We start from the raw sequence: 16995 nt of genomic DNA, 5'->3' as shown, positions 1-16995 counted from the left end.
GCCAGTCCATCGGTTCCTCCTTTGCGCAGTTGCCGGCGGGCTCGTTGCCAATGGCGCCGGGCGGAGGTGCGCGGGCGGCACGGGAGCACGAGACGTCGGTTGAGCCGGCTCTGGTCGCGGGCGGGCAGGACGTGCCGAGCGGGGCACGCGGGTGGTGAACCTGCCAGCCGGCAGCGCGCCGTACGGCGGTGGGCCATGCGGCGGTAGTGGGACGCACGGCGGTACGTCGTACGCCGGTAGCCGGGTGTGCGGGAGTTGCGGGCTGGGCGGGCATCGAGGGCTGGGCAGGAGTAGTGAGCGGCTAGCAGGTGGTGCCTGGCGTAGAGCAGATGCCGGTGGGCGCAGAGGTGATGCCGCTGGCGATGAGCTGCCAGCAGATGCCGCCGTGCACACACCAACTGCACCTCGACCTGCAGCTCGGGCTGGTAGGGGTCAGTCATAGCTGGCTTCGATCCACCACTGGGTGTTCTGGATGGCGGCGAGCCAGGCTCGGCCGTCGGCGGTGACGAGTTGAAAGCGGGCCAGGCGGTTGCCGACGTCCTCGTCCCACCAGCGTTCCTCGACCGGCCAGGGGCCGGTCCAGGCGGTGACCGGGTACAGCTTGTTGCTGTCGGCAACCTGCGGGGCGGGCAGCAGGCGGAAGGCGGCGGGAGCACCGGACAGGACACCGCGAGCGCTGACCGAGACCTGCCGCCCGTCGGCCGCCAGCACCAGGGCGGCCAGCGGCGACGGGTAGATCGTGGTCGGGACCGGCACCGGCCATCCTGCGTTCGGCCCCGCGGGCAGGGAACCCGGCCATGGCAGGTCCGGTGGCCGGTGAGGCGTGGGGGGATCGCCCCACGGGACAAGGGTCTGGCGTTCGGCGTAGCCGCGACCGCCGCTGATCACCGGAGTGACGACGGCGCCGTGGCCGAGCATGCTCTGGACCCGAGACAGGGCCCGGTGGATCCGTTCGTCGGGGCCGCCGCCCCAGAGCGCGTCGGCATGCGCACCGACCGGGTCGGCCTGCTCGGGGATCAGACGCAGCCGCACGACGGGTGAGGTCAGTTCGCTGGTCGCCGTGCCGCTGCCCTGGAGCTGCCACCGGACCCGGTCGACCACGTCGGTGGCGCTGAACCAGCGCGGGTGCAGCCACTCGCGCTCGTGGATCCGGCCGGACTCCGTACCGACCTCGACCCGGAGCGTGGTGCAGACCAGGCCGAGCGCGCTCAGCCGGCCGATCAGCTCGTCCGCGACCGTGCGGATCGCGAACGCGACCTGGTCGACCCGGTCCACCGGCGGCTCGAAGTCGAGCGTCCGGGTCAGCTCGGGCGGGATCTGCCGGACGACCACCGGCCGGTCGTCGTCACCGCGAGCCAACTGGTGGGCGAACGCGCCGTCCGGGCCGAACCGGGCCAGCACCTCGGCCGCCGGCAGCCGCGCGAAGGCGCCGAGCGACCGGAGCCCGAGCCGCCGGAGGAGGTCGGTCAACGCCGGCCGCTCCAGCGTGTCGATCGAGAGCGGAGCCAGGAACTCCGCCGACCCACCCGGCGGAACCACCCGCACCCGGGTCTGCGCCGACGCCGCCCGAGCCGCCTGCTCCGCGGCGAACGGGCCGTCGGCGATTCCCACCCGGCTGCCCGGGACGTCGTACGTCTCGAGCCGGTCGAGCAGCTTCTCCGCGGCGGCGGGTTCGCTGCCGTAGTACCGGCTCGGGCCGCGGGCCTTCAGCGCGCACATGCCGGGGCGAATCACCTGGATGCCGGGGGTGAGCGCCTCCAGGCAGCTGATCACCGGGTCGAACGCGCGCGCGTCGACGACCGGGTCGTACTTGAGCACGACCAGCTCCGGGCACCGGGACTGGGCTTCCCGGGCGCGCAGCCCCCGGCGTACGCCCTCGGCGCGGGCGGCGGCGGAGGTCGCCAGCACCCGGCCTTTCTGCAGCACGGCCAGCGGGGTCTCCGGAGGCACCCCTTCGGCCGAGGCGGCCGCGAGCACCGGCCAGTCGGGGACCCAGATGACCATCGTCCGCTGCAGGCCTCGCTCCTGCTGCGCGCCGGGCGTGGGCCGGGTCGAGGTGGAGGTCGCCATCAGCCGGCCGCCTCCTGGTGCCACAGCGGGGATTCCGTGGTCTCGTGCCTGGTGGTCTCGGGGTCGGCGGGACGGATGCTGCCGTCGGGGGCGGGCAGCCAGAGGCGGTGCTGATGCGGGCGTACGGCGGCGCCGCGGCCGGTGACGGCAACGGTGGCCTGGCGGGCGGTCAGGTGACCTTCGCCGTCGCCGATGCCGGTCCAGACGCTGGTCTGGACCTCGAGCCGGGCCTCGCTGCCGGGCCAGGAACCGACGGCGATCAGCATCGCGCCGCGGGTCCGCAGGCGGGCGGCGAGACGGGAGGCCTCGCCGGGGGTGACCTCACCGGGCGGCCGAACCACCACGACGGTCAGGGCATCGACCAGGGCCGCGACCACGCTGAGCCAGTCGTGCCGGGGGTCGGGCACGAGCACGAGGCGTTCGAGGTCGACGCCGAGCTCGCGGGCCGCTTCGGCACCGAACGACGGCATGCCGACCACGCCGCACCAGGCGCCGTCGGCGGAGGGGCCGGCCATCATCGCCATCACCAGAGCACTGGATCCGCGGACGGAGTACACCGCGCCGCCGCGCAACGCCGCGCCGGAGAGCAGGTCGGAGACTGCGGGCAGGGTCGGCAGGGCGCGGTCGGCGGTCGCGGTGTCGAGCGCCTGCTGCACCCGCGTCTCGGTCGTCCGGGGCGCAGGCAGCGATCGACCGCGCGTTGTCCCCAGCACAGGAAGAGCAGTCAGCACTCCTTGCACCCCGCTGGGCGAGGCATCCGCTGAGGCGGAGGATGGAGCGGTGGTGGCCTTCGCGGCGAAGGGCGAGGGGGTGGAGCCGGAGGACGGGCGGGCGTCCCCCGCGTAGGCGGAGGGCGCCGGAGCCGCGGCGAAGGACGAGGAGGTGGAGCTGGGTGGGGCGGCGTCCATGGCGAAGGCGGAAGGCGTAAGGACCCGGGCCTCCGGGGCGGAGACCGCCGGCCCGGAAGGCGAGGCGCCGGAAGCGGCGCTGGAGGCGGCAGGGTGGGCGCCGGAGGGCGGGGCCAAACCGGGTCCGGGGGAAGGCGAGGTGTCAGAGCCGACGGGCTGAGTGGTGGAGGTGGCGCCGGCCAGGGCGGCGGTGCGGGCGGCTTTTTGCTGGTGAGCCCGGGCAAGCAGGAGGCGCGCCTGGGCGAGGGCGGTGATCCGGCCCGGGCGGGCCGGATCAGCCTCGGCCTGGTCAACTGCTGGAGTCCCCGTCACAGGACCATGTTCGAACACCTGTTCGACTGTGTCAATCGGGCCGTCCACAGCCCCCGGCGTGGCGGATCAGCGCAGCAAGTCCGGGCGGTGAGCGCGGATCCAGGCTCCGATCGGGCCGGTCCGCCAGGCGGGGTCGAAGGCGCTCAGCGGGATGCCGATGTGCCGCTTTCCGGACGCCTGGTCGACCGGCATCACGGCCAGCGCCTGTCGCATCACCGCCGGCACCCGGGCCGGCAGCGTCACGGTCGACCAACCGTGCAGCCCGTCGTCGGCCATCGACGCCTGCACCGTCCGTGGGACCGGGCCGACGTGCAGTCGCCGCCGCGGAGTCAGCTGGACGTTCACCGAGCCGATCCCGGTCACGTCCGGCCACGCCACCTGGTGCACCACTCCCCCACCCGCCTCCCAGCGGAGGCCCCGGCCGTCGAAGCGCAGCACGTTCGCCGCCATCGTGCGGTCGAGCTTGAGCAGGAGGTAGCCGACCGCCAGGACCGTGCCGAGCGCGGCGGTCAGGATGCCGACGAGGATTCCGCCGAGTGATCCGAGCAGCAGAAGCACCACCGCGAACAGCACGAGCAGCACCAGCATCGGCGCCATCGCGCGACCGCGGGTCTCCCCGGCCATCCGGAACTCGGCCTGCGGCGTACCGGCGTACTGGCTCACCGGGCGAGCGTACAAAACCAGGCCGACAGAAGACCGCCCACGCCCTACACTCCGGGACATGCGACGGGTCGATCATCCGCGGTACCAGGCTGCTGTGCGGGAGGTCGAGGACAGCATCGACGCCGCCTGGCAGCAGTTGTGCGCGGAGGTCGGGACGACGGACGAGCGGGACCTGGCCGAGGTGGTGCTGCAGGACCCGTCCGAGTTCGACTGGCGGGTGGTGGACGGCGCGCTGAAGCAGCTCTCCTGCCCGGAGTGCGGTCAGGGGCTCGGAGCCGGTGCGCTGGAGTGCTACCGGTGCGAGCTGGCCAACGGGTACCGGTTCGCCGCCCGGGAGACCGACCGGCCCGGCGTTGCTCCTGGCAACGAGCACGCGATCCGGGTGTCCTCCGCGGTGGCCCGGACCAGGGACCGGTACACGGCCCGGGCGCGCTGCGGCTACGAGCTGTTCCTGCCGGACCTGCTCGCCGGGTGGCTGCCGACGACGGCCGAGGCGCAGCGCACCAAAGCGCTGATCAACGCCCTCGACGAGGACGAGCTCGAGCACCTGGTCGACCGCGACCAACTCCTACAGAAGGAGGCCCTATGACCGTACTGATGCCGCGCCTCCGGCACGGCGGGTCAAGGGGCTGGAACTCCCGCCCTTCCCTCGTCACTCCGGTCGCTGCGCTCCCTCCACTCCTCAGTCCAGGCCGGGAGGCCCCATGACCGGACTGATGCCGCGCCTCCGGCACGGCGGGTCAAAGGGCTGGAACTCCCGCCCTTCCCTCGTCACTCCGGTCGCTGCGCTCCCTCCACTCCTCAGTCCAGGCCGGGAGGCCCCATGACCGACCTGATCTTCGCCGAGGTGGTTCGGCACCACGAGGACCTGGCCCGCTGGCTCGGCAGCGAGGCGGAGCCGGGGCTGCTCGACACGTTCCGGGCGATGCACCGGCCGGAGTTCAGCCTGGTCGCGATCGACGGCGTCCGGATCGATCTGCCGGCGCTCGCCGGCGCGCTGGCCGGCGCCCGGAACGCCGTGCCGGGGCTGAAGATCGGGATCGAGGAGTTCGAGCTGCTGGTCCGTACCGACCAGGTGGTGGTCTGCCGGTTCCTGGAGCGGCACTCGGTCGGCTCGCTGCGCCGGGTCACCGCCGTGCTGGTCCCCGACCCGACCGCCCGGTACGGCGTACGGTGGCTGAGCGTGCACGAGACCCCGGTGCTCTGACCGGGCGCAGGCCACGCCCTAGGCTGGGCGACATGCCGAAAACGATCGCCACGAACCACCGGGTCGACCTCGACGGGCTGCTGGAGTTCATCCGCCCGCGGCACCACATGCTGCTGATGACCACCCGCCAGGACGGTACGCCGCAGGCCTCCCCGGTGTCGGGCGGTGTCGACGCCGAGGGCCGGATCGTCATCTCCTCCTACCCGGAGCGGGCCAAGGCGACCAACGTGAAGCGCAACCCGCAGACCAGCGTGCTGGTGCTGTCCGACGACTGGAACGGCGCCTGGGTGCAGGTCGACGGCACCGGCGAGGTGATCGAGCTGCCGGACGCGGTCGAGCCGCTGGTCGACTACTACCGCTCGATCTCCGGCGAGCACCCGGACTGGGACGAGTACCGCGAGGCGATGCGCACGCAGGGCAAGTGCCTGATCCGGATCACCCCGACCCGCTGGGGCCCGGTCGCCACCGGCGGTTTCCCCGCCCGCTTCGCCGACTGACCCCGGCCGTCCCCGCCGGACTGACCGACCCGGCCTGACCCGGCGGGCAGCAGGTCCGGCGTACGGAGTCAGTCCTGGCTGGAGCGGCGGGCCATCGTCTCGCTGATCCGGCGGAAGGCGCCTTCGAGGTGCTCGCGCAGCGCCGCGTCCGCGCCGGCCTCGTCGTGCGCGACGCAGGCGTCCAGGATGGCCTGGTGCTCGCGCCGGGTCTGCTCGATCCGGGCCTTGGTCTGCCGGGACCCGAACCGGTACCGCTCGCTGTTCTGCCAGACCGGTTCGATCGCGCGCGGCAGCCACCGCGAGCCACCGGCGCGGTAGATCGCGAAGTGGAACTCGGTGTGCGCCTGCCGGGAGGCGATGATGTCGCCGGCCCGGGACAGCCGGACGTGCTCGGCGAGCGCGGCCCGGGCCAGCGTCGCGTCCGACTCGGCGAACCGGGTCGCCGCGGCCCGGACCGCGAGCGTCTCCAGCGCCAGCCGGGTCTCGTGGGTGTCGCGCAGGTCCTCCGTCGACAGCTCCCGGACCCAGGCCCCCTTGTGCGGGATGATCTCCACCAGTCCGAGCGCCTGCATCCGGCGCAGCCCTTCCCGGATCGGCATCTGGCTCATGTCCAGCCGCTTGGCCAGCTCCTCCAGCCGCAGCGCCGTCCCGCTCGGCAGCTCACCGGACAGGATGAGCTCGTGCAGCTCCGCAGCGGCTTCCTCCGCCAGAGTGCGCCGGCCACTGGGTCCCCCGGGCGTGAGCTCGAGTCGTCGGGTCATGGAGTGTGGGCTGCCTCTCTCGTCCACCGCGTACACGTCTGGGAGGTAACCGTAGCGGGGAGACAGGCTTCGCGGTGGTTCCCGCGACGGTTTGCCCGCGCCCAGCTCATCGCAGCCGGGTGAGATCCAGCAGAACCCGTCGCTCCGTCGTACCGGCGGCCAGCAGGTCCAGCGCCTCCTCGGCGTGCGTCGCGGGCACCAGCTCCACGTCCGGCGTGATGGGAGCCGGCGCAATGTCCGCCAGTACCTGTGACACCGTGCCTGGCTCGATGGTGGTGCGCTGCATGTTCACCGGGAGCACCCGCAGGTCCCGCCCGATCAGCTGGTGCAGGTCGAGCGTGGCGAACTCCCCCGCGCTGTAGCCCAGTACGGCGATCCGCCCGCCCGGCGTGATGTGGCTCAGCACCCCGCTGGTGACCGGGCCACCCACGGTGTCGATCGCCGCGTTGCACCAGGGCAGCTCCCGGCCGACCTGACCCAGCTCGTCCACCCGGACCACCTGGTCGACCAGACCGTTCAGCACGTGCACGGACTCGTCGGAGCGAGCCAGCCCGACGACTTTGTAGGCACCGGCTGCCCGAGCCACCGCAGCGCAGAGCCGGCCGACCAATCCGGTCGCACCGGTCACCACGACCGTCTCGCCCTCGACGACCTGCGCCACCCGGCGTACGGCGGTGTGCGCGGTCAGAGCGGGAGCCAGCAGGGCCAGGGCATCGGTGGCGTCGAGTCCCACCGGCACCGGGTGGATCGACATGTCCGGTACCACCGCCAACGAGCCCCACGTCCCGGACCGGGCGACACCGACGCCGCCGCCACGGACCACCACGCGCGTCCCCGGCTCGTACTGCTGCGAGTCGACCACCACTCCGGCGCCCTCGGACCCCGGCACGAACGGCGGTTGCAGCTGCTGCGCGAGCTTGCCCGCCAGCACGGTCCGGTCCAGCTGCGTCACCGAGGCGACGTGCATCTCGACCAGCGTCTCGCCGGCTCCGGCGACCAGCTCGGCGTCCTCCGCCTTCAGCTGCTGACCCGGCCCGTAGCAGCGCAGCACGGTGCCCTGTCGCGCGCTCATCCACCCACCCCATTCGTACCCATAACCCCCACCGGCATTTGATATCTGATCACATCTTGGTGCTGCGGAACAATCCGTGTCACGGCAGCGCGGCCTCCGCGCCGAGCGGTCGGGTGAGCGCCTCGGTCGCCACGGCCCGGCGCGGATCGATCCCGTCGCTGCCCATCGGGAACGGCCAGTCGCTACCGGCCAGCACCTCACCGAAGGTCGACTCGAGCAACGGAAGCACGGCCGGGTCGTGCACCAGGTCGTCCGCCGCGAACCGCTGGAGTGCCTCGGCAACGGCCAGCGACGGCGCTTCGATGCCCGGCCGGGCGGTGTCGATCCCCCGCTGCCAGCGACCGGCCAGCGCCGCCGTCACGCCACCACCGTGGCACAGGCAGAACCTGATGCCCGGGAAACGACCCGGTACGTCGGTGAACACCAGCTCGGCCGCCGCAAGCCCTGTCTCGTAAGGGTTTCCGAGCAGGTTCGACAGGTAGAACGCATCCAGTCGCGGGTCTGGGCTGTGCCCAGGGTGGATCAGCGTGAAGGCCTGCAACGAGTCCAGCACCTTCCAGACCGCGTCCAGACCGGTCAGCCCCGGCGTGCCGAGAGCGAAGCCGCTGAAGACGCCCTCCTCCCCCAGTGCCGACGCGATGGCGGGAGCTGAAGCGTGCAGCAGAGGTAGATGGCCGAGCACACGCAGCTGGGGGGTCGCCAGCTCGCGTAGTCCCCGGTTGACCAGCGCGGTCCACTCGACGCCCTGGTCGTACCGGAACAGCGCCGGCGGCACCGACACCACTGCGCCATCCAGCTCCTGGTCGCTGATCCACTGCAGTAGTGCGGCCGGGTCAGCGAGCCTGCCGAGCGGCAGCCGCTCCTTGCCCGCGACCACCAAGAAGCCGCTGTCGATGGACAGACCGAACTCACCGCTGTGGGCCGCAGCCAGCACAGTCGGCGGGATCAGGTGGGTGTGGACGTCCCAGCCGGCCATCTCAGCGTGCGTCCTCGTCGTTGTCGTAGAAGGACGGCCGCTCCGGGTAGTGCGGGCCGTCGTACACCTCCAGCAGCACGGAGGTCTCCTCGGCGAGCGTCGGACCGTGCACGACGCCCTTGGGGTTCCAGTAGAAGCTGCCCTTGGTCAGCGTCGTCCCGGTCGGCAGGTACACGTACCGGCCGGACAGGCAGAACATGAACTGGTTCGACGCGTGCTTGTGCTCCGACGGGATGCCCGAGCCCTGCTCGAACCGCACCAACGCGATCGACGCCTCGGTCTCCGGGTCGCGCCACAGCATCTTGTGGGACAGCCCGGCCAGGGACTTGTCCACCCACGCCAGGTCGTCCGTCTGCAGCAGCACCTCGCGCAGCTGGTCGTTCAGGGACTCGTCGAAGGACGCCATCACTCACTCTCCCGCGGGACCGGCCGGCCGGTGATCCTCGTGTACAGCTCGTCCGCCACTCCGGGCCGCAGCGGAGCCACGGCCGCCACGTGCCCGTCCGGACGGAGCAGGACCACGGTCTCCGCCGGTACGCCGTACCGGCTGGTGACGATGCTGCCCGGGTCGAACAGCGAGCGGTCCCGCAGCCCGGAGTCGTGCGGCGCGTCCCACCGGGACACCGCGTAGTGCCTCAGCGCGGGCGAGTCGTTGACCGGGATCTCCGGGCGCCGCCGCACGTCGGTGAAGTACAGCGCCACGAACGAGTCCTTGCAGAGCCCGTGGATCGTCTCTCGCCCCTTCGGCCCCTGCAGCGCAAGGTCCGGCGCCCGGTCACCCGCTCGGACCGCCGGAGGCTCCGCACTGGTCATCACCATCGACCAGTCCCCCTCCCCGTCCACGTCCAGCCGTACGCCGAGCAGCGTCCGCGTGTACGCCGTCGCCCAGTCGCTGCCCGCCGCGGTGACGGCGCCCCGCTGGTGCGACATGTACTTCCGGGCGGCCTCGGCCATCTCACCGGAGCCGTTGATCGCGACCGGGCGCTGCTCCTGCTCGTAGCCGTCGAGCAGCTCCGGCCCGGCCCAGCCACGCAGTACCCAGGCCAGCCGCCACGGGAGGTTGGAGGCGTCCAGCGCTCCGGTGTTGAGGCCCAGCGCCCACATGGGCGTGATCAGGTGCGCCGCGTCGCCCATCAGGAACACCTTGCGGTCCCGGGACCATTGGTCGGCGACCCGGTGGTGCACGTTGTAGACGACCGAGCCGAGCAGCTCGATCCGGTCCACCTCGCCGATGAACTGCTTGACCTTGACCAGCAGGTTCTCGTCGGTCGGTGGCTCGGCCCCGGCCGCCAGCGGGAACAGGAACCGCCAGTTGTCGGGCTGCCGGATCAGGACCATCCACTCCGACCGGTCCGCGAAGTACGCGAGGTACGGGTAGTCGCGGGCGTTGTTGACGTCCAGGTCGACGACGACGTCGATCAGCATGTACCGCTCGGGCAGCGTCTCGCCGCTCACGGCCACGCCCAGCGCGTCGCGGATCTTGCTCCGGCCGCCGTCGCAGGCCAGCAGGTGCGACGCCTCGATCTCGCGCGGGCCGTCCGGCGTCGCCACCCGCAGCAGGACGCGGTCGTCGAGCACGTCGAACGACTCCAGCCGGTGCTGCGTGAGCACACTGCCGCCGGCACGCTGCAGCGCCGCCGCGAGAATCGGCTCCATCTTCTGCTGCGGCAGGTTGATCACGAACGGGAACTGGGTGTCGTTGACCAGCTCGGCCAGCTGGACCGAGGCCCGCGGCGTGTTGGTGGCCCGGTCGATGTCACCGATCTCGTCGATCCGCAGGGCGGCAGCCAGGATCTCCTCCACCGCGCCGTACCGGTTCCAGATCTCCAGCGTCCGGCTCAGCGTGGTGCCGGCCTTGGTGTCGGACGACAGCACGGCGTCCTCCTCGAGCAGCACGAACGGTACGCCGTAGTGCGCCAGCCCGAGGGCGGTGGTCAGGCCGATCGGCCCGGCGCCCACGACGGCGACGGGCAGCTGCTGGTCAGTCGGTGTCACGCATCACTCCGTGAGGTCGGTCAGCCGGGCGAAGGCCCGTTCGCGGGTCAGTTGCGACCCGGTCATCGCGGCCGCGTCGGACAGCAGGAACAGCAGCGGGCCGACCACGTCCTCGGGGTCGCCGATGCCGGTGGTGTCCCGCCAGTGCGCCAGGTCGGCGCCGGCATTGGCGGTCCGGAACTGGTCGGTGTCGATCACGCCGGGCGCGACGATGTTCACCCGGACCCGGTGCTCGGCCACCTCCGCGGCCAGCGTCCGGGCGAAGGCGGTCAGCGCCGCCTTGCTCGACGCGTACGCCGCGGCGTGCGGGAAGCCGGTCGCGGCCAAGCCCGACGTGAAGACCACCACCGAGCCGCTGCGCCGGTCGACCATGTGCGGCACGACCGCCTGGCAGGCCCAGACCACGCCATCCAGGTTCACCTTCAGGGTGTGCGTCCAGTCGGCCGGGTCCATCGTCAGCACGGCCGCGCGCGGCTGGACGGCCGCACCGGCGACCAGGCCGTCGATCCGGCCGTGCCGCTCGACCACCGCGCCGACCGCCTTGAACACGCCTTCCCGGTCCGACACGTCGACCTCGACGTACTCCACCCGCTGGTCGGCCGGTGGTGTGATGTCGAAGACCACCGCGGTGCCGCTGCGGGCGACCACGGCCGAGGCCAGCGCCGCACCGATGCCGCGGGCGCCACCGGTCACCACCACCACCTCGCCGGTCGCGTCGAAACTCACCTTCATGCCGATGTCCCCTTCTGCTTCGAGGTCATCGTCTCGGTGATCCGCTGCACAGCGCCAGCCAGGTGGTCGCGCAGGGCCTGCTCGGCGGCGTCCGGGTCCCGCGCGACACACGCGTCCAGGATTGCCTGGTGCTCCTGCCGGTTGCGCTCGATCTGAGGAGCGGTCTGCCGACTGCCGAACCGGTAGCGCTCGCTGTTCTGCCAGACCGGCTCGATCGCCCGTGCCAGCCACTGCGACCCCCCGGCCCGGTAGAGCGCGAAGTGAAAGTCAGCGTGCGACTGCCGCGCACCGACCGAGTCGTCGGCTCTCGACAGTCGCAGGTGCTCCTCCAGCGCCGCCACGGCCTTCTGCTCGTCCTCCGCTCCGAAGTGCTCGGCCGCAGCCCGTACGGCGAGGCTCTCCAGCGCCAGTCTGGTCTCGTGGGTGTCCCGCAGGTCCTCCAGCGAGAGCTCACGGACCCACGCGCCCCGGTGCGGGATGATGTCGACCAGTCCGAGCGCCTCCAGCCTGCGCAGCCCTTCCCGGACCGGCATCTGGCTCATCTCCAGCCGGTTGGCCAGCTCCACCAGCCGCAACGGCGTACCGCTGGGCAGCTCGCCGGACAGGATCAGCTGGTGCAGCTCAGCGGCAGCGGTCTCGGCGAGCGTACGCCGACCGCCGCGTCCGCCACCTGGCAGGAGTTCGAGCCGACTGGTCACGCCAGCTCCCGGTAGACCAGCGTGTTGCGCAGCTCCCCGATCTTGCCGGCCCGGGTGACGACCTCGTCACCCTCCTTGAGGAACACCTGCGGCTCCCGCGCGTTCCCGATACCCGACGGCGTACCGGTGAGCAGCAGGTCGCCCGGGCGCAGTGTCATCCCGAAGGACAGCTCACTGATCAGCGTGGCGATGTCGTACGCCATCTGCTTGGTCGACGCGTCCTGCATGACTTCACCGTTGAGCAGGCACTGCAGCTGGACGTCCTGCGGGTCGCCCAGCTCGTCCGGCGTCACGATCCACGGTCCCAGCGGCATCGTGGCGTCGATGCTCTTGCCCTTGAGCCACTGACCGCCGTGAGCCCGCTGCAGGTCACGCTGGGAGACGTCGTTGGCCAGCGTGTAGCCCCAGACGTGGTCCAGCGCGTTCTCGGGCGCGATGCTGCGACCGGTCGTACCGATCACCAGCGCCAGCTCGGCCTCGTAGTCCCACTTGGCCGAGATCGCCGGGTCGTAGGCGATCGGGTCGTACGGGCCGACCACCACGTCCGGTCCCTTGGTGAAGAACGTCGGGTGCTCGGGCCGGTCGACGTCCTGGCCCTCCCGCTTGCCCCGGCTCTCCTCGAAGTGGTCCCAGTAGTTCCAGCCGGTGCACAGGATGTCCCGGCGGAACCGCCGCAGCGGCGCCCGCAGCTCAGCCTGACGGAACGGGATCCGCTCACCGGTCAGCACCGCGCCGGGACCGGCCTCGATGACGGCCACCAGGTCGTCGTACGGGAGCAGGACGACGTCGTCGCCGTCCACTACGCCGGGCCGCTCGCCACCGGCGTACTCCAGTGTCACGAATCTCATGTCAGCACACCCACTCGACTCCACGCACGCGATCACCTGCCCCAGGCCGTCCTGTCACGCGATCACCGCGATCGCCGAGATCTCGATCAGGTAGTCGGGGTGGGCCAGCTTGCTGACCTCGACCATCGTCGAGGCCGGCAGCGGCTCGTGGAAGTACTGCGCCCGGACCTCGTGGATCTTGGCGAAGTCCTCCATGTTGCGCACGTACACGTCCACCCGGCAGACGTCGTCCAGCGTGCCGCCCGCCTCGCGGACCGCGGCCTGCACGTTCTCGCACACCTGCCGGGTCTGCTCGGTGATGTCACCGACCCCGGCGATGCTGCCGTCCGGCCGCCGCGCGGTCATCCCGGACACGAACACCAGCCGGCCGGTCGCCTCGATCGTGGTCGCCTGCGAGAACACCCCGTTCGGGCTGCGCAGCGCGGCGCTGGTGAGTTGTGTCTTCGGCATCAGTCCTGCCCCCCTCCTGTCGGAACCACGGCGCCCACCGCGCGGGCCGCCGCCAGCAGACCGTCCAGCCCCGATCTCTCGACCAGGACGCCGGTCCGCCGCTGCTGCCGGGCCCGATCGGCCTCGATCTCCCCCGGCAGGTACAACCGGTCGACACCGGGCGCGGTGGCACTGTTCCGCACCCGCTCGGCCAGGGCCGACGACCGCTGCCGGAACCCCTCGATCCCACCCAGCAGCTCCGGGTCGATCGCGAGGAACAGGTGCGCGCAGTCGTTCGGCCGGTCCGGCTCCCGGTACAGCGGCCGGACCCGGTCCCCCCAGCCACCACCACTGAGGACTCCGGTGAGCACGTCGATCATCAGCGCCAGCCCGAAACCCTTGTGGCCCGCGGCCGGCAGCAGCATCCCCAGCACGGCCGCCTCGGCGTCCGTGGTCGGCAGCCCGGACGGATCGGTCGCCCAGTTGTCCGGGATCGGCCGGCCGGCCGCGGCGGCCAGCCGGATCTTGCCCAGGGCAACAGCCGACAGCGCCATGTCGAGCACCAGCTCGGCGCCGGCCTCGGTCGGTACGGCGATCGCCAGCGGGTTGTTGCCGACCACCCGCTCCGCACCGCCGGGGGCAGGCATCAGCGGGGTCGTGTTCGACATCGCGATCCCGAGACAGCCCGCGTCGGCGGCCTGCACGGCCCACCGGCTGGCGGCGCCGAAGTGGTGCGCGTTGCGGACCGAGACCAGCCCGATCCCGTACCGGCCGGCGCGTTCGATCGCCAGGCCCATCGCCTGCGGGCTGGACAGCTGGCCCATGCCGCCGCGCGCGTCGGCGACGATCGCGGCGCCGGCGTCGTGCAGCACGTCCAGCTCGCGCTCCCGGGTGACGCCGCCCGCGTTCAGGCGTTCGACGTACATCGGGACCAGCATGATGCCGTGCGAGCTGACGCCGCGCAGGTCGGCCTCGACCAGCGAGTGCGCGATCTGGCCCGCGTCGACCGGCTCGAACCCGAGCGCGGTGAACACCGACGACACGGTCGCCTCCAGCCAGGCCGGCCGGACCAGGACGCGGCGGTCCGCGTCGGACGCCTGGGTGGTCATCGCGTCTCCTGAGCCCATGGCAGCAGCAGGTGCTCCAGCAGCACGAGGCCGTAGAACAGCACGATGCTCATCAGGCTGAGCAACCCGATCGCGGCGAACGCCAGTGGGGTGTCGGCCGAGGCGCCGGAGTTCCAGATCACGTAGCCGAGGCCTTCGGTGGACCCGGCGAACTCACCGATCACCGAACCGATCACGGCCAGCGAGATGGCCACCTTCAGGCCGGTGAAGATCTGCGGCAGCGCGTAGGTGAACCGCAGCTTGAAGAACTCCTGGGTCTTGCTGGCCTTCAGCGAGCGCAGCAGCTCGACCAGCTCGGCCGGGGTCGACTTCATGCCCTGCGCGGTCGAGATGACGATCGGGAAGAAGCAGACCAGCAGCGCCATCGCCATCTTCGGGAACTGGCCGAAGCCCATCCAGACCACCAGCAGCGGCGCGATCGCGATCTTCGGGATCGCGTTCACCGCCAGCAGCAGCGGGTAGACCAGCCGCTCGAGAATCGCCGAACGCACGATCAGCAGCGCGATCGGTACGCCGAGCGCGATCGCCAGCGCGAACCCGGCCAGCGACTCGACCAGCGAGACCCAGGTCTGCTGCAACAGGTACCCCGGCTGCTCCAGGAAGCGCAGTACGACGTCCTTCGGGGTGGGCAGCAGGAACTGCTCGATGCCGAAGACGACGATCGTCAGCCACCACAGCGCGATCACCCCGACCACGCCGACCAGCGGCAGCACGACCGCGCTGGTGCGCGAGGTGGTCAGCCAGGAGCGTCCGGTCATCGGGTCGCCTCGGGCGCGTCGGCCGGATGGGTCTTCTCCGACAGCAGGCCGTGCAGCCGGCCACTGATCTGCGCCACCTCGGTCAGGTGCGCGTTGGTGCCGAGCGTGCGCGGCCGCGGGATATCGATCTCGACGACCTCGCGCAGCCGGCCCGGCCGCGGCGTCAGCACGACCACCCGGTCGGCCAGCAGCACGGCCTCCTCGATCGAGTGGGTGACGAACACGATCGTGGTCGCCAGCTCCATCTGGATGCGCTGCAACTCTTCGGAGAGCTCAGTGCGGGTCAGCGCGTCCAGGGCGGAGAAGGGCTCATCCATCAGCATCACCTGCGGCCGCCGGATCAGCGACCGGCACAGCGACACCCGCTGCTGCATGCCGCCGGACAGCTCGTGCGGAAGCCGCCGCTCGAACCCGGCCAGTCCGACCAGCTCCAGCAGCTCGTGCGCCCGGTCCTTGTACTCCTTGCGGCCGACGTCCCCGCCACCGGAGATCTCGACCGGCAGCATCACGTTGGACAGCACCGAGCGCCACGGCAGCAGGGCCGGCCGCTGGAACATGAACGAGACGTCCCGCCGCGGCGCGGTGACGGGTTCCCCCGCCACCGCGACCGCGCCGTACGTCGGGGGCAGCAGTCCCGCGATCAGCCGCAGCAGCGTGGACTTGCCACACCCCGACCGGCCGATCAGTGTGACGAACTCGTTCTGCCGGACGTGCAGGTCGATGGCGTCCAGCGCCTGGACCCGGCCCCCGCGGCCATCGAAGACCTGACCCACCCCGTCCAGCTCGATCATGGTCAGCCCTTCGGAGCCAGGGCGTCGTTGACGACGTCGGCCGGCTTCATCGATCCCTTCGGGGCGACCGCGTCGGCCTCCTCGAGCAGATCGATGATCTTCTGCACCCGGGCCGGGTCGACCTGACCGAGCGCGCCGTCGAAGTTCTCCGGCTTGACGTACGGCTTCATCAGCTTCAGCTCGGCCGTGGCCACCTCGACGTCGGTGTTCGGCACGTGCTTCTTCAGCGTCTTGGCCGCGGCCTCGGGGTCGTCGATGGTGTCCTGCAGACCCTTGAGCAGCGCCGTGGTGAACTTCTTCACCTGGTCCGGGTGGTCCTTGGCCAGGTCGGTGCGGGTGATGATCGCGTTGCCGTAGAGGTCCGGCAGCAGGTTCCCGTAGGGCAGCACGACGGCCTTGCGCTTCTTGGAGTCGGCCTTTTCCACCAGCGGCACCCCGACCACGAACTGGCCGATGCCGTCCACCGTGCCGGCCGACAGCAGCTGCGGTAGCGCGGGCGGCGGGTTGGCGACGAACTTCGTCTCGTCCGGGTTGATCTTGGCGGCCTTGGCGTAGACCGGGAACATCACCTGGTTGGTGGAGCCCGGCTGGTCGCCGATCTTGGTGCCCGGCAGGTCCTCCGGCCTGTTGATCTTGCCGCCCTCCAGGGCGACGATCGCGGCCAGCGACTTCTGGTGGACCATGCCCACCGTGGTGACGGGCAGCTTCTGCTTGCCCAGCGTGATCACGGTCGCGGTGAAGTCACCGATGCCGTAGTCGGCCTGGCCACCGGCGACCAGCTTGAGCACGTCGACCGTGCCGCTGCCGGGCGTGATGGTGACGTCGAAGCCGGCCTCCTTGAAGTAGCCCTTCTCCAGGGCGACGTATGCGTACGCCTCGCGGCCGAAGGTGTTGAAGGACGTCAGGTAGCTCACCTTGGCCAGGGAGTCACCTCCGTTCTGACCCGTCTCGCCGTCACTGCACCCGCTGCCCAGAGCGAGTGCGAGGACCGCCACCCCAGCGACGGCCGAACGTCTGAACCTCATGCTGCTCCTCTCCGATATTTGATCAAACATCAAATATGGAAGAGCGGTCAATCGGCCCTCGGGGACTTCACGGTGACTTTACCTCCACCGTGCCGGGTCCCCGCAGAACCCGCTGTGCCGCCCGTC

Annotated in this window: 19 protein-coding genes; 3 read left to right on the top strand and 16 right to left on the bottom strand. The window is 71.4% G+C overall.

What is annotated here, in order from left to right; translation table 11 throughout:
* Positions 1 to 432: 432 nt before the first annotated feature.
* From KFLA_RS15640 to KFLA_RS15625, 3 genes are all read right to left on the bottom strand, one after another.
* A complete protein-coding gene (locus tag KFLA_RS15640; protein WP_012920776.1) occupies positions 433 to 2070 on the bottom strand; it encodes a DNA polymerase Y family protein in 1638 nt (545 codons plus the stop codon).
* Positions 2070 to 2726: a hypothetical protein gene (locus KFLA_RS15635; RefSeq protein WP_202797128.1), complete on the bottom strand. Its 657-nt coding sequence runs from the start codon at positions 2724 to 2726 to the stop codon at positions 2070 to 2072. Before KFLA_RS15635 ends, KFLA_RS15640 begins: the two co-directional genes overlap by 1 nt.
* A 630-nt stretch (positions 2727 to 3356) precedes the next feature.
* Positions 3357 to 3953 (bottom strand): hypothetical protein, encoded by a 597-nt coding sequence (locus KFLA_RS15625; RefSeq protein WP_041289342.1) that lies wholly within the window; start codon positions 3951 to 3953, stop codon positions 3357 to 3359.
* 58 nt (positions 3954 to 4011) lie between these two features.
* Here KFLA_RS15625 and KFLA_RS15620 point away from each other — a divergent pair, with 58 nt between their 5' ends.
* The 3 genes from KFLA_RS15620 to KFLA_RS15610 all read left to right on the top strand — a co-directional run bounded on the left by KFLA_RS15620 (position 4012) and on the right by KFLA_RS15610 (position 5657).
* Positions 4012 to 4542, top strand: coding sequence for a hypothetical protein (locus KFLA_RS15620; protein WP_041289341.1), 531 nt, complete (start codon positions 4012 to 4014; stop codon positions 4540 to 4542).
* A 234-nt stretch (positions 4543 to 4776) separates the two neighbouring features.
* A complete protein-coding gene (locus KFLA_RS15615) occupies positions 4777 to 5160 on the top strand; it encodes a hypothetical protein (RefSeq protein ID WP_012920771.1) in 384 nt (127 codons plus the stop codon).
* Positions 5161 to 5192: 32 nt separating this feature from the next.
* Complete coding sequence (locus KFLA_RS15610; protein WP_012920770.1) at positions 5193 to 5657, top strand: PPOX class F420-dependent oxidoreductase; 465 nt, start codon at positions 5193 to 5195, stop codon at positions 5655 to 5657.
* A gap of 68 nt (positions 5658 to 5725) precedes the next feature.
* Here the strand turns inward: KFLA_RS15610 and KFLA_RS15605 are convergent, their stop codons facing one another.
* The 13 genes from KFLA_RS15605 to KFLA_RS15545 form a co-directional block, all read right to left on the bottom strand.
* Positions 5726 to 6418, bottom strand: coding sequence for a GntR family transcriptional regulator (locus KFLA_RS15605; RefSeq protein WP_012920769.1), 693 nt, complete (start codon positions 6416 to 6418; stop codon positions 5726 to 5728).
* A gap of 106 nt (positions 6419 to 6524) precedes the next feature.
* Positions 6525 to 7490 carry a zinc-binding dehydrogenase gene (locus KFLA_RS15600; protein ID WP_012920768.1) on the bottom strand — a complete coding sequence of 322 codons (966 nt, stop codon included), beginning with the start codon at positions 7488 to 7490 and terminating at the stop codon, positions 6525 to 6527.
* A gap of 79 nt (positions 7491 to 7569) precedes the next feature.
* The gene (locus tag KFLA_RS15595; RefSeq protein WP_012920767.1) at positions 7570 to 8466 is read right to left on the bottom strand and encodes an amidohydrolase family protein; all 897 of its coding nucleotides are present in this window, start codon (positions 8464 to 8466) and stop codon (positions 7570 to 7572) included.
* 1 nt (position 8467) lies between these two features.
* Entirely contained in the window at positions 8468 to 8872 is a 405-nt protein-coding gene (locus KFLA_RS15590; RefSeq protein ID WP_012920766.1) for a cupin domain-containing protein, read from the bottom strand.
* A complete protein-coding gene (locus KFLA_RS15585; RefSeq protein WP_012920765.1) occupies positions 8872 to 10461 on the bottom strand; it encodes an FAD-dependent monooxygenase in 1590 nt (529 codons plus the stop codon). The genes KFLA_RS15590 and KFLA_RS15585 overlap by 1 nt, the downstream gene beginning before the upstream one ends.
* 3 nt (positions 10462 to 10464) lie before the next feature.
* Complete coding sequence (locus KFLA_RS15580; protein WP_012920764.1) at positions 10465 to 11193, bottom strand: SDR family NAD(P)-dependent oxidoreductase; 729 nt, start codon at positions 11191 to 11193, stop codon at positions 10465 to 10467.
* The gene (locus KFLA_RS15575) at positions 11190 to 11891 is read right to left on the bottom strand and encodes a GntR family transcriptional regulator (protein ID WP_012920763.1); all 702 of its coding nucleotides are present in this window, start codon (positions 11889 to 11891) and stop codon (positions 11190 to 11192) included. The genes KFLA_RS15580 and KFLA_RS15575 overlap by 4 nt, the downstream gene beginning before the upstream one ends.
* Positions 11888 to 12739, bottom strand: a complete 852-nt coding sequence (locus tag KFLA_RS15570) for a fumarylacetoacetate hydrolase family protein (RefSeq protein WP_012920762.1) — start codon at positions 12737 to 12739, stop codon at positions 11888 to 11890. Before KFLA_RS15570 ends, KFLA_RS15575 begins: the two co-directional genes overlap by 4 nt.
* A 54-nt stretch (positions 12740 to 12793) precedes the next feature.
* A complete protein-coding gene (locus KFLA_RS15565; RefSeq protein ID WP_012920761.1) occupies positions 12794 to 13189 on the bottom strand; it encodes a RidA family protein in 396 nt (131 codons plus the stop codon).
* The gene (locus KFLA_RS15560; RefSeq protein WP_012920760.1) at positions 13189 to 14277 is read right to left on the bottom strand and encodes an Ldh family oxidoreductase; all 1089 of its coding nucleotides are present in this window, start codon (positions 14275 to 14277) and stop codon (positions 13189 to 13191) included. Before KFLA_RS15560 ends, KFLA_RS15565 begins: the two co-directional genes overlap by 1 nt.
* Positions 14274 to 15053 carry an ABC transporter permease gene (locus tag KFLA_RS15555; RefSeq protein WP_012920759.1) on the bottom strand — a complete coding sequence of 260 codons (780 nt, stop codon included), beginning with the start codon at positions 15051 to 15053 and terminating at the stop codon, positions 14274 to 14276. Before KFLA_RS15555 ends, KFLA_RS15560 begins: the two co-directional genes overlap by 4 nt.
* A complete protein-coding gene (locus tag KFLA_RS15550) occupies positions 15050 to 15844 on the bottom strand; it encodes an ABC transporter ATP-binding protein (RefSeq protein WP_012920758.1) in 795 nt (264 codons plus the stop codon). The genes KFLA_RS15555 and KFLA_RS15550 overlap by 4 nt, the downstream gene beginning before the upstream one ends.
* A 2-nt stretch (positions 15845 to 15846) precedes the next feature.
* Positions 15847 to 16869 carry an ABC transporter substrate-binding protein gene (locus KFLA_RS15545; RefSeq protein WP_012920757.1) on the bottom strand — a complete coding sequence of 341 codons (1023 nt, stop codon included), beginning with the start codon at positions 16867 to 16869 and terminating at the stop codon, positions 15847 to 15849.
* Between the last annotated feature and the right edge of the window lie 126 nt (positions 16870 to 16995).

It is taken from the genome of Kribbella flavida DSM 17836, assembly GCF_000024345.1.
Lineage (GTDB): Bacteria > Actinomycetota > Actinomycetes > Propionibacteriales > Kribbellaceae > Kribbella > Kribbella flavida.
This window is presented reverse-complemented; position numbering and strand designations above follow the sequence as displayed.

Excerpts from the sequence above, each read along its gene's own strand:
- KFLA_RS15640 (WP_012920776.1), bottom strand. The coding sequence starts at position 2,070 with ATGGCGACCTCCACCTCGACCCGGCCCACGCCCGGCGCGCAGCAGGAG.
- KFLA_RS15620 (WP_041289341.1), top strand. The coding sequence starts at position 4,012 with ATGCGACGGGTCGATCATCCGCGGTACCAGGCTGCTGTGCGGGAGGTC.
- KFLA_RS15615 (WP_012920771.1), top strand. The coding sequence starts at position 4,777 with ATGACCGACCTGATCTTCGCCGAGGTGGTTCGGCACCACGAGGACCTG.
- KFLA_RS15610 (WP_012920770.1), top strand. The coding sequence starts at position 5,193 with ATGCCGAAAACGATCGCCACGAACCACCGGGTCGACCTCGACGGGCTG.
- KFLA_RS15605 (WP_012920769.1), bottom strand. The coding sequence starts at position 6,418 with ATGACCCGACGACTCGAGCTCACGCCCGGGGGACCCAGTGGCCGGCGC.
- KFLA_RS15600 (WP_012920768.1), bottom strand. The coding sequence starts at position 7,490 with ATGAGCGCGCGACAGGGCACCGTGCTGCGCTGCTACGGGCCGGGTCAG.
- KFLA_RS15595 (WP_012920767.1), bottom strand. The coding sequence starts at position 8,466 with ATGGCCGGCTGGGACGTCCACACCCACCTGATCCCGCCGACTGTGCTG.
- KFLA_RS15590 (WP_012920766.1), bottom strand. The coding sequence starts at position 8,872 with ATGGCGTCCTTCGACGAGTCCCTGAACGACCAGCTGCGCGAGGTGCTG.
- KFLA_RS15580 (WP_012920764.1), bottom strand. The coding sequence starts at position 11,193 with ATGAAGGTGAGTTTCGACGCGACCGGCGAGGTGGTGGTGGTGACCGGT.
- KFLA_RS15570 (WP_012920762.1), bottom strand. The coding sequence starts at position 12,739 with ATGAGATTCGTGACACTGGAGTACGCCGGTGGCGAGCGGCCCGGCGTA.
- KFLA_RS15565 (WP_012920761.1), bottom strand. The coding sequence starts at position 13,189 with ATGCCGAAGACACAACTCACCAGCGCCGCGCTGCGCAGCCCGAACGGG.
- KFLA_RS15560 (WP_012920760.1), bottom strand. The coding sequence starts at position 14,277 with ATGACCACCCAGGCGTCCGACGCGGACCGCCGCGTCCTGGTCCGGCCG.
- KFLA_RS15555 (WP_012920759.1), bottom strand. The coding sequence starts at position 15,053 with ATGACCGGACGCTCCTGGCTGACCACCTCGCGCACCAGCGCGGTCGTG.
- KFLA_RS15550 (WP_012920758.1), bottom strand. The coding sequence starts at position 15,844 with ATGATCGAGCTGGACGGGGTGGGTCAGGTCTTCGATGGCCGCGGGGGC.
- KFLA_RS15545 (WP_012920757.1), bottom strand. The coding sequence starts at position 16,869 with ATGAGGTTCAGACGTTCGGCCGTCGCTGGGGTGGCGGTCCTCGCACTC.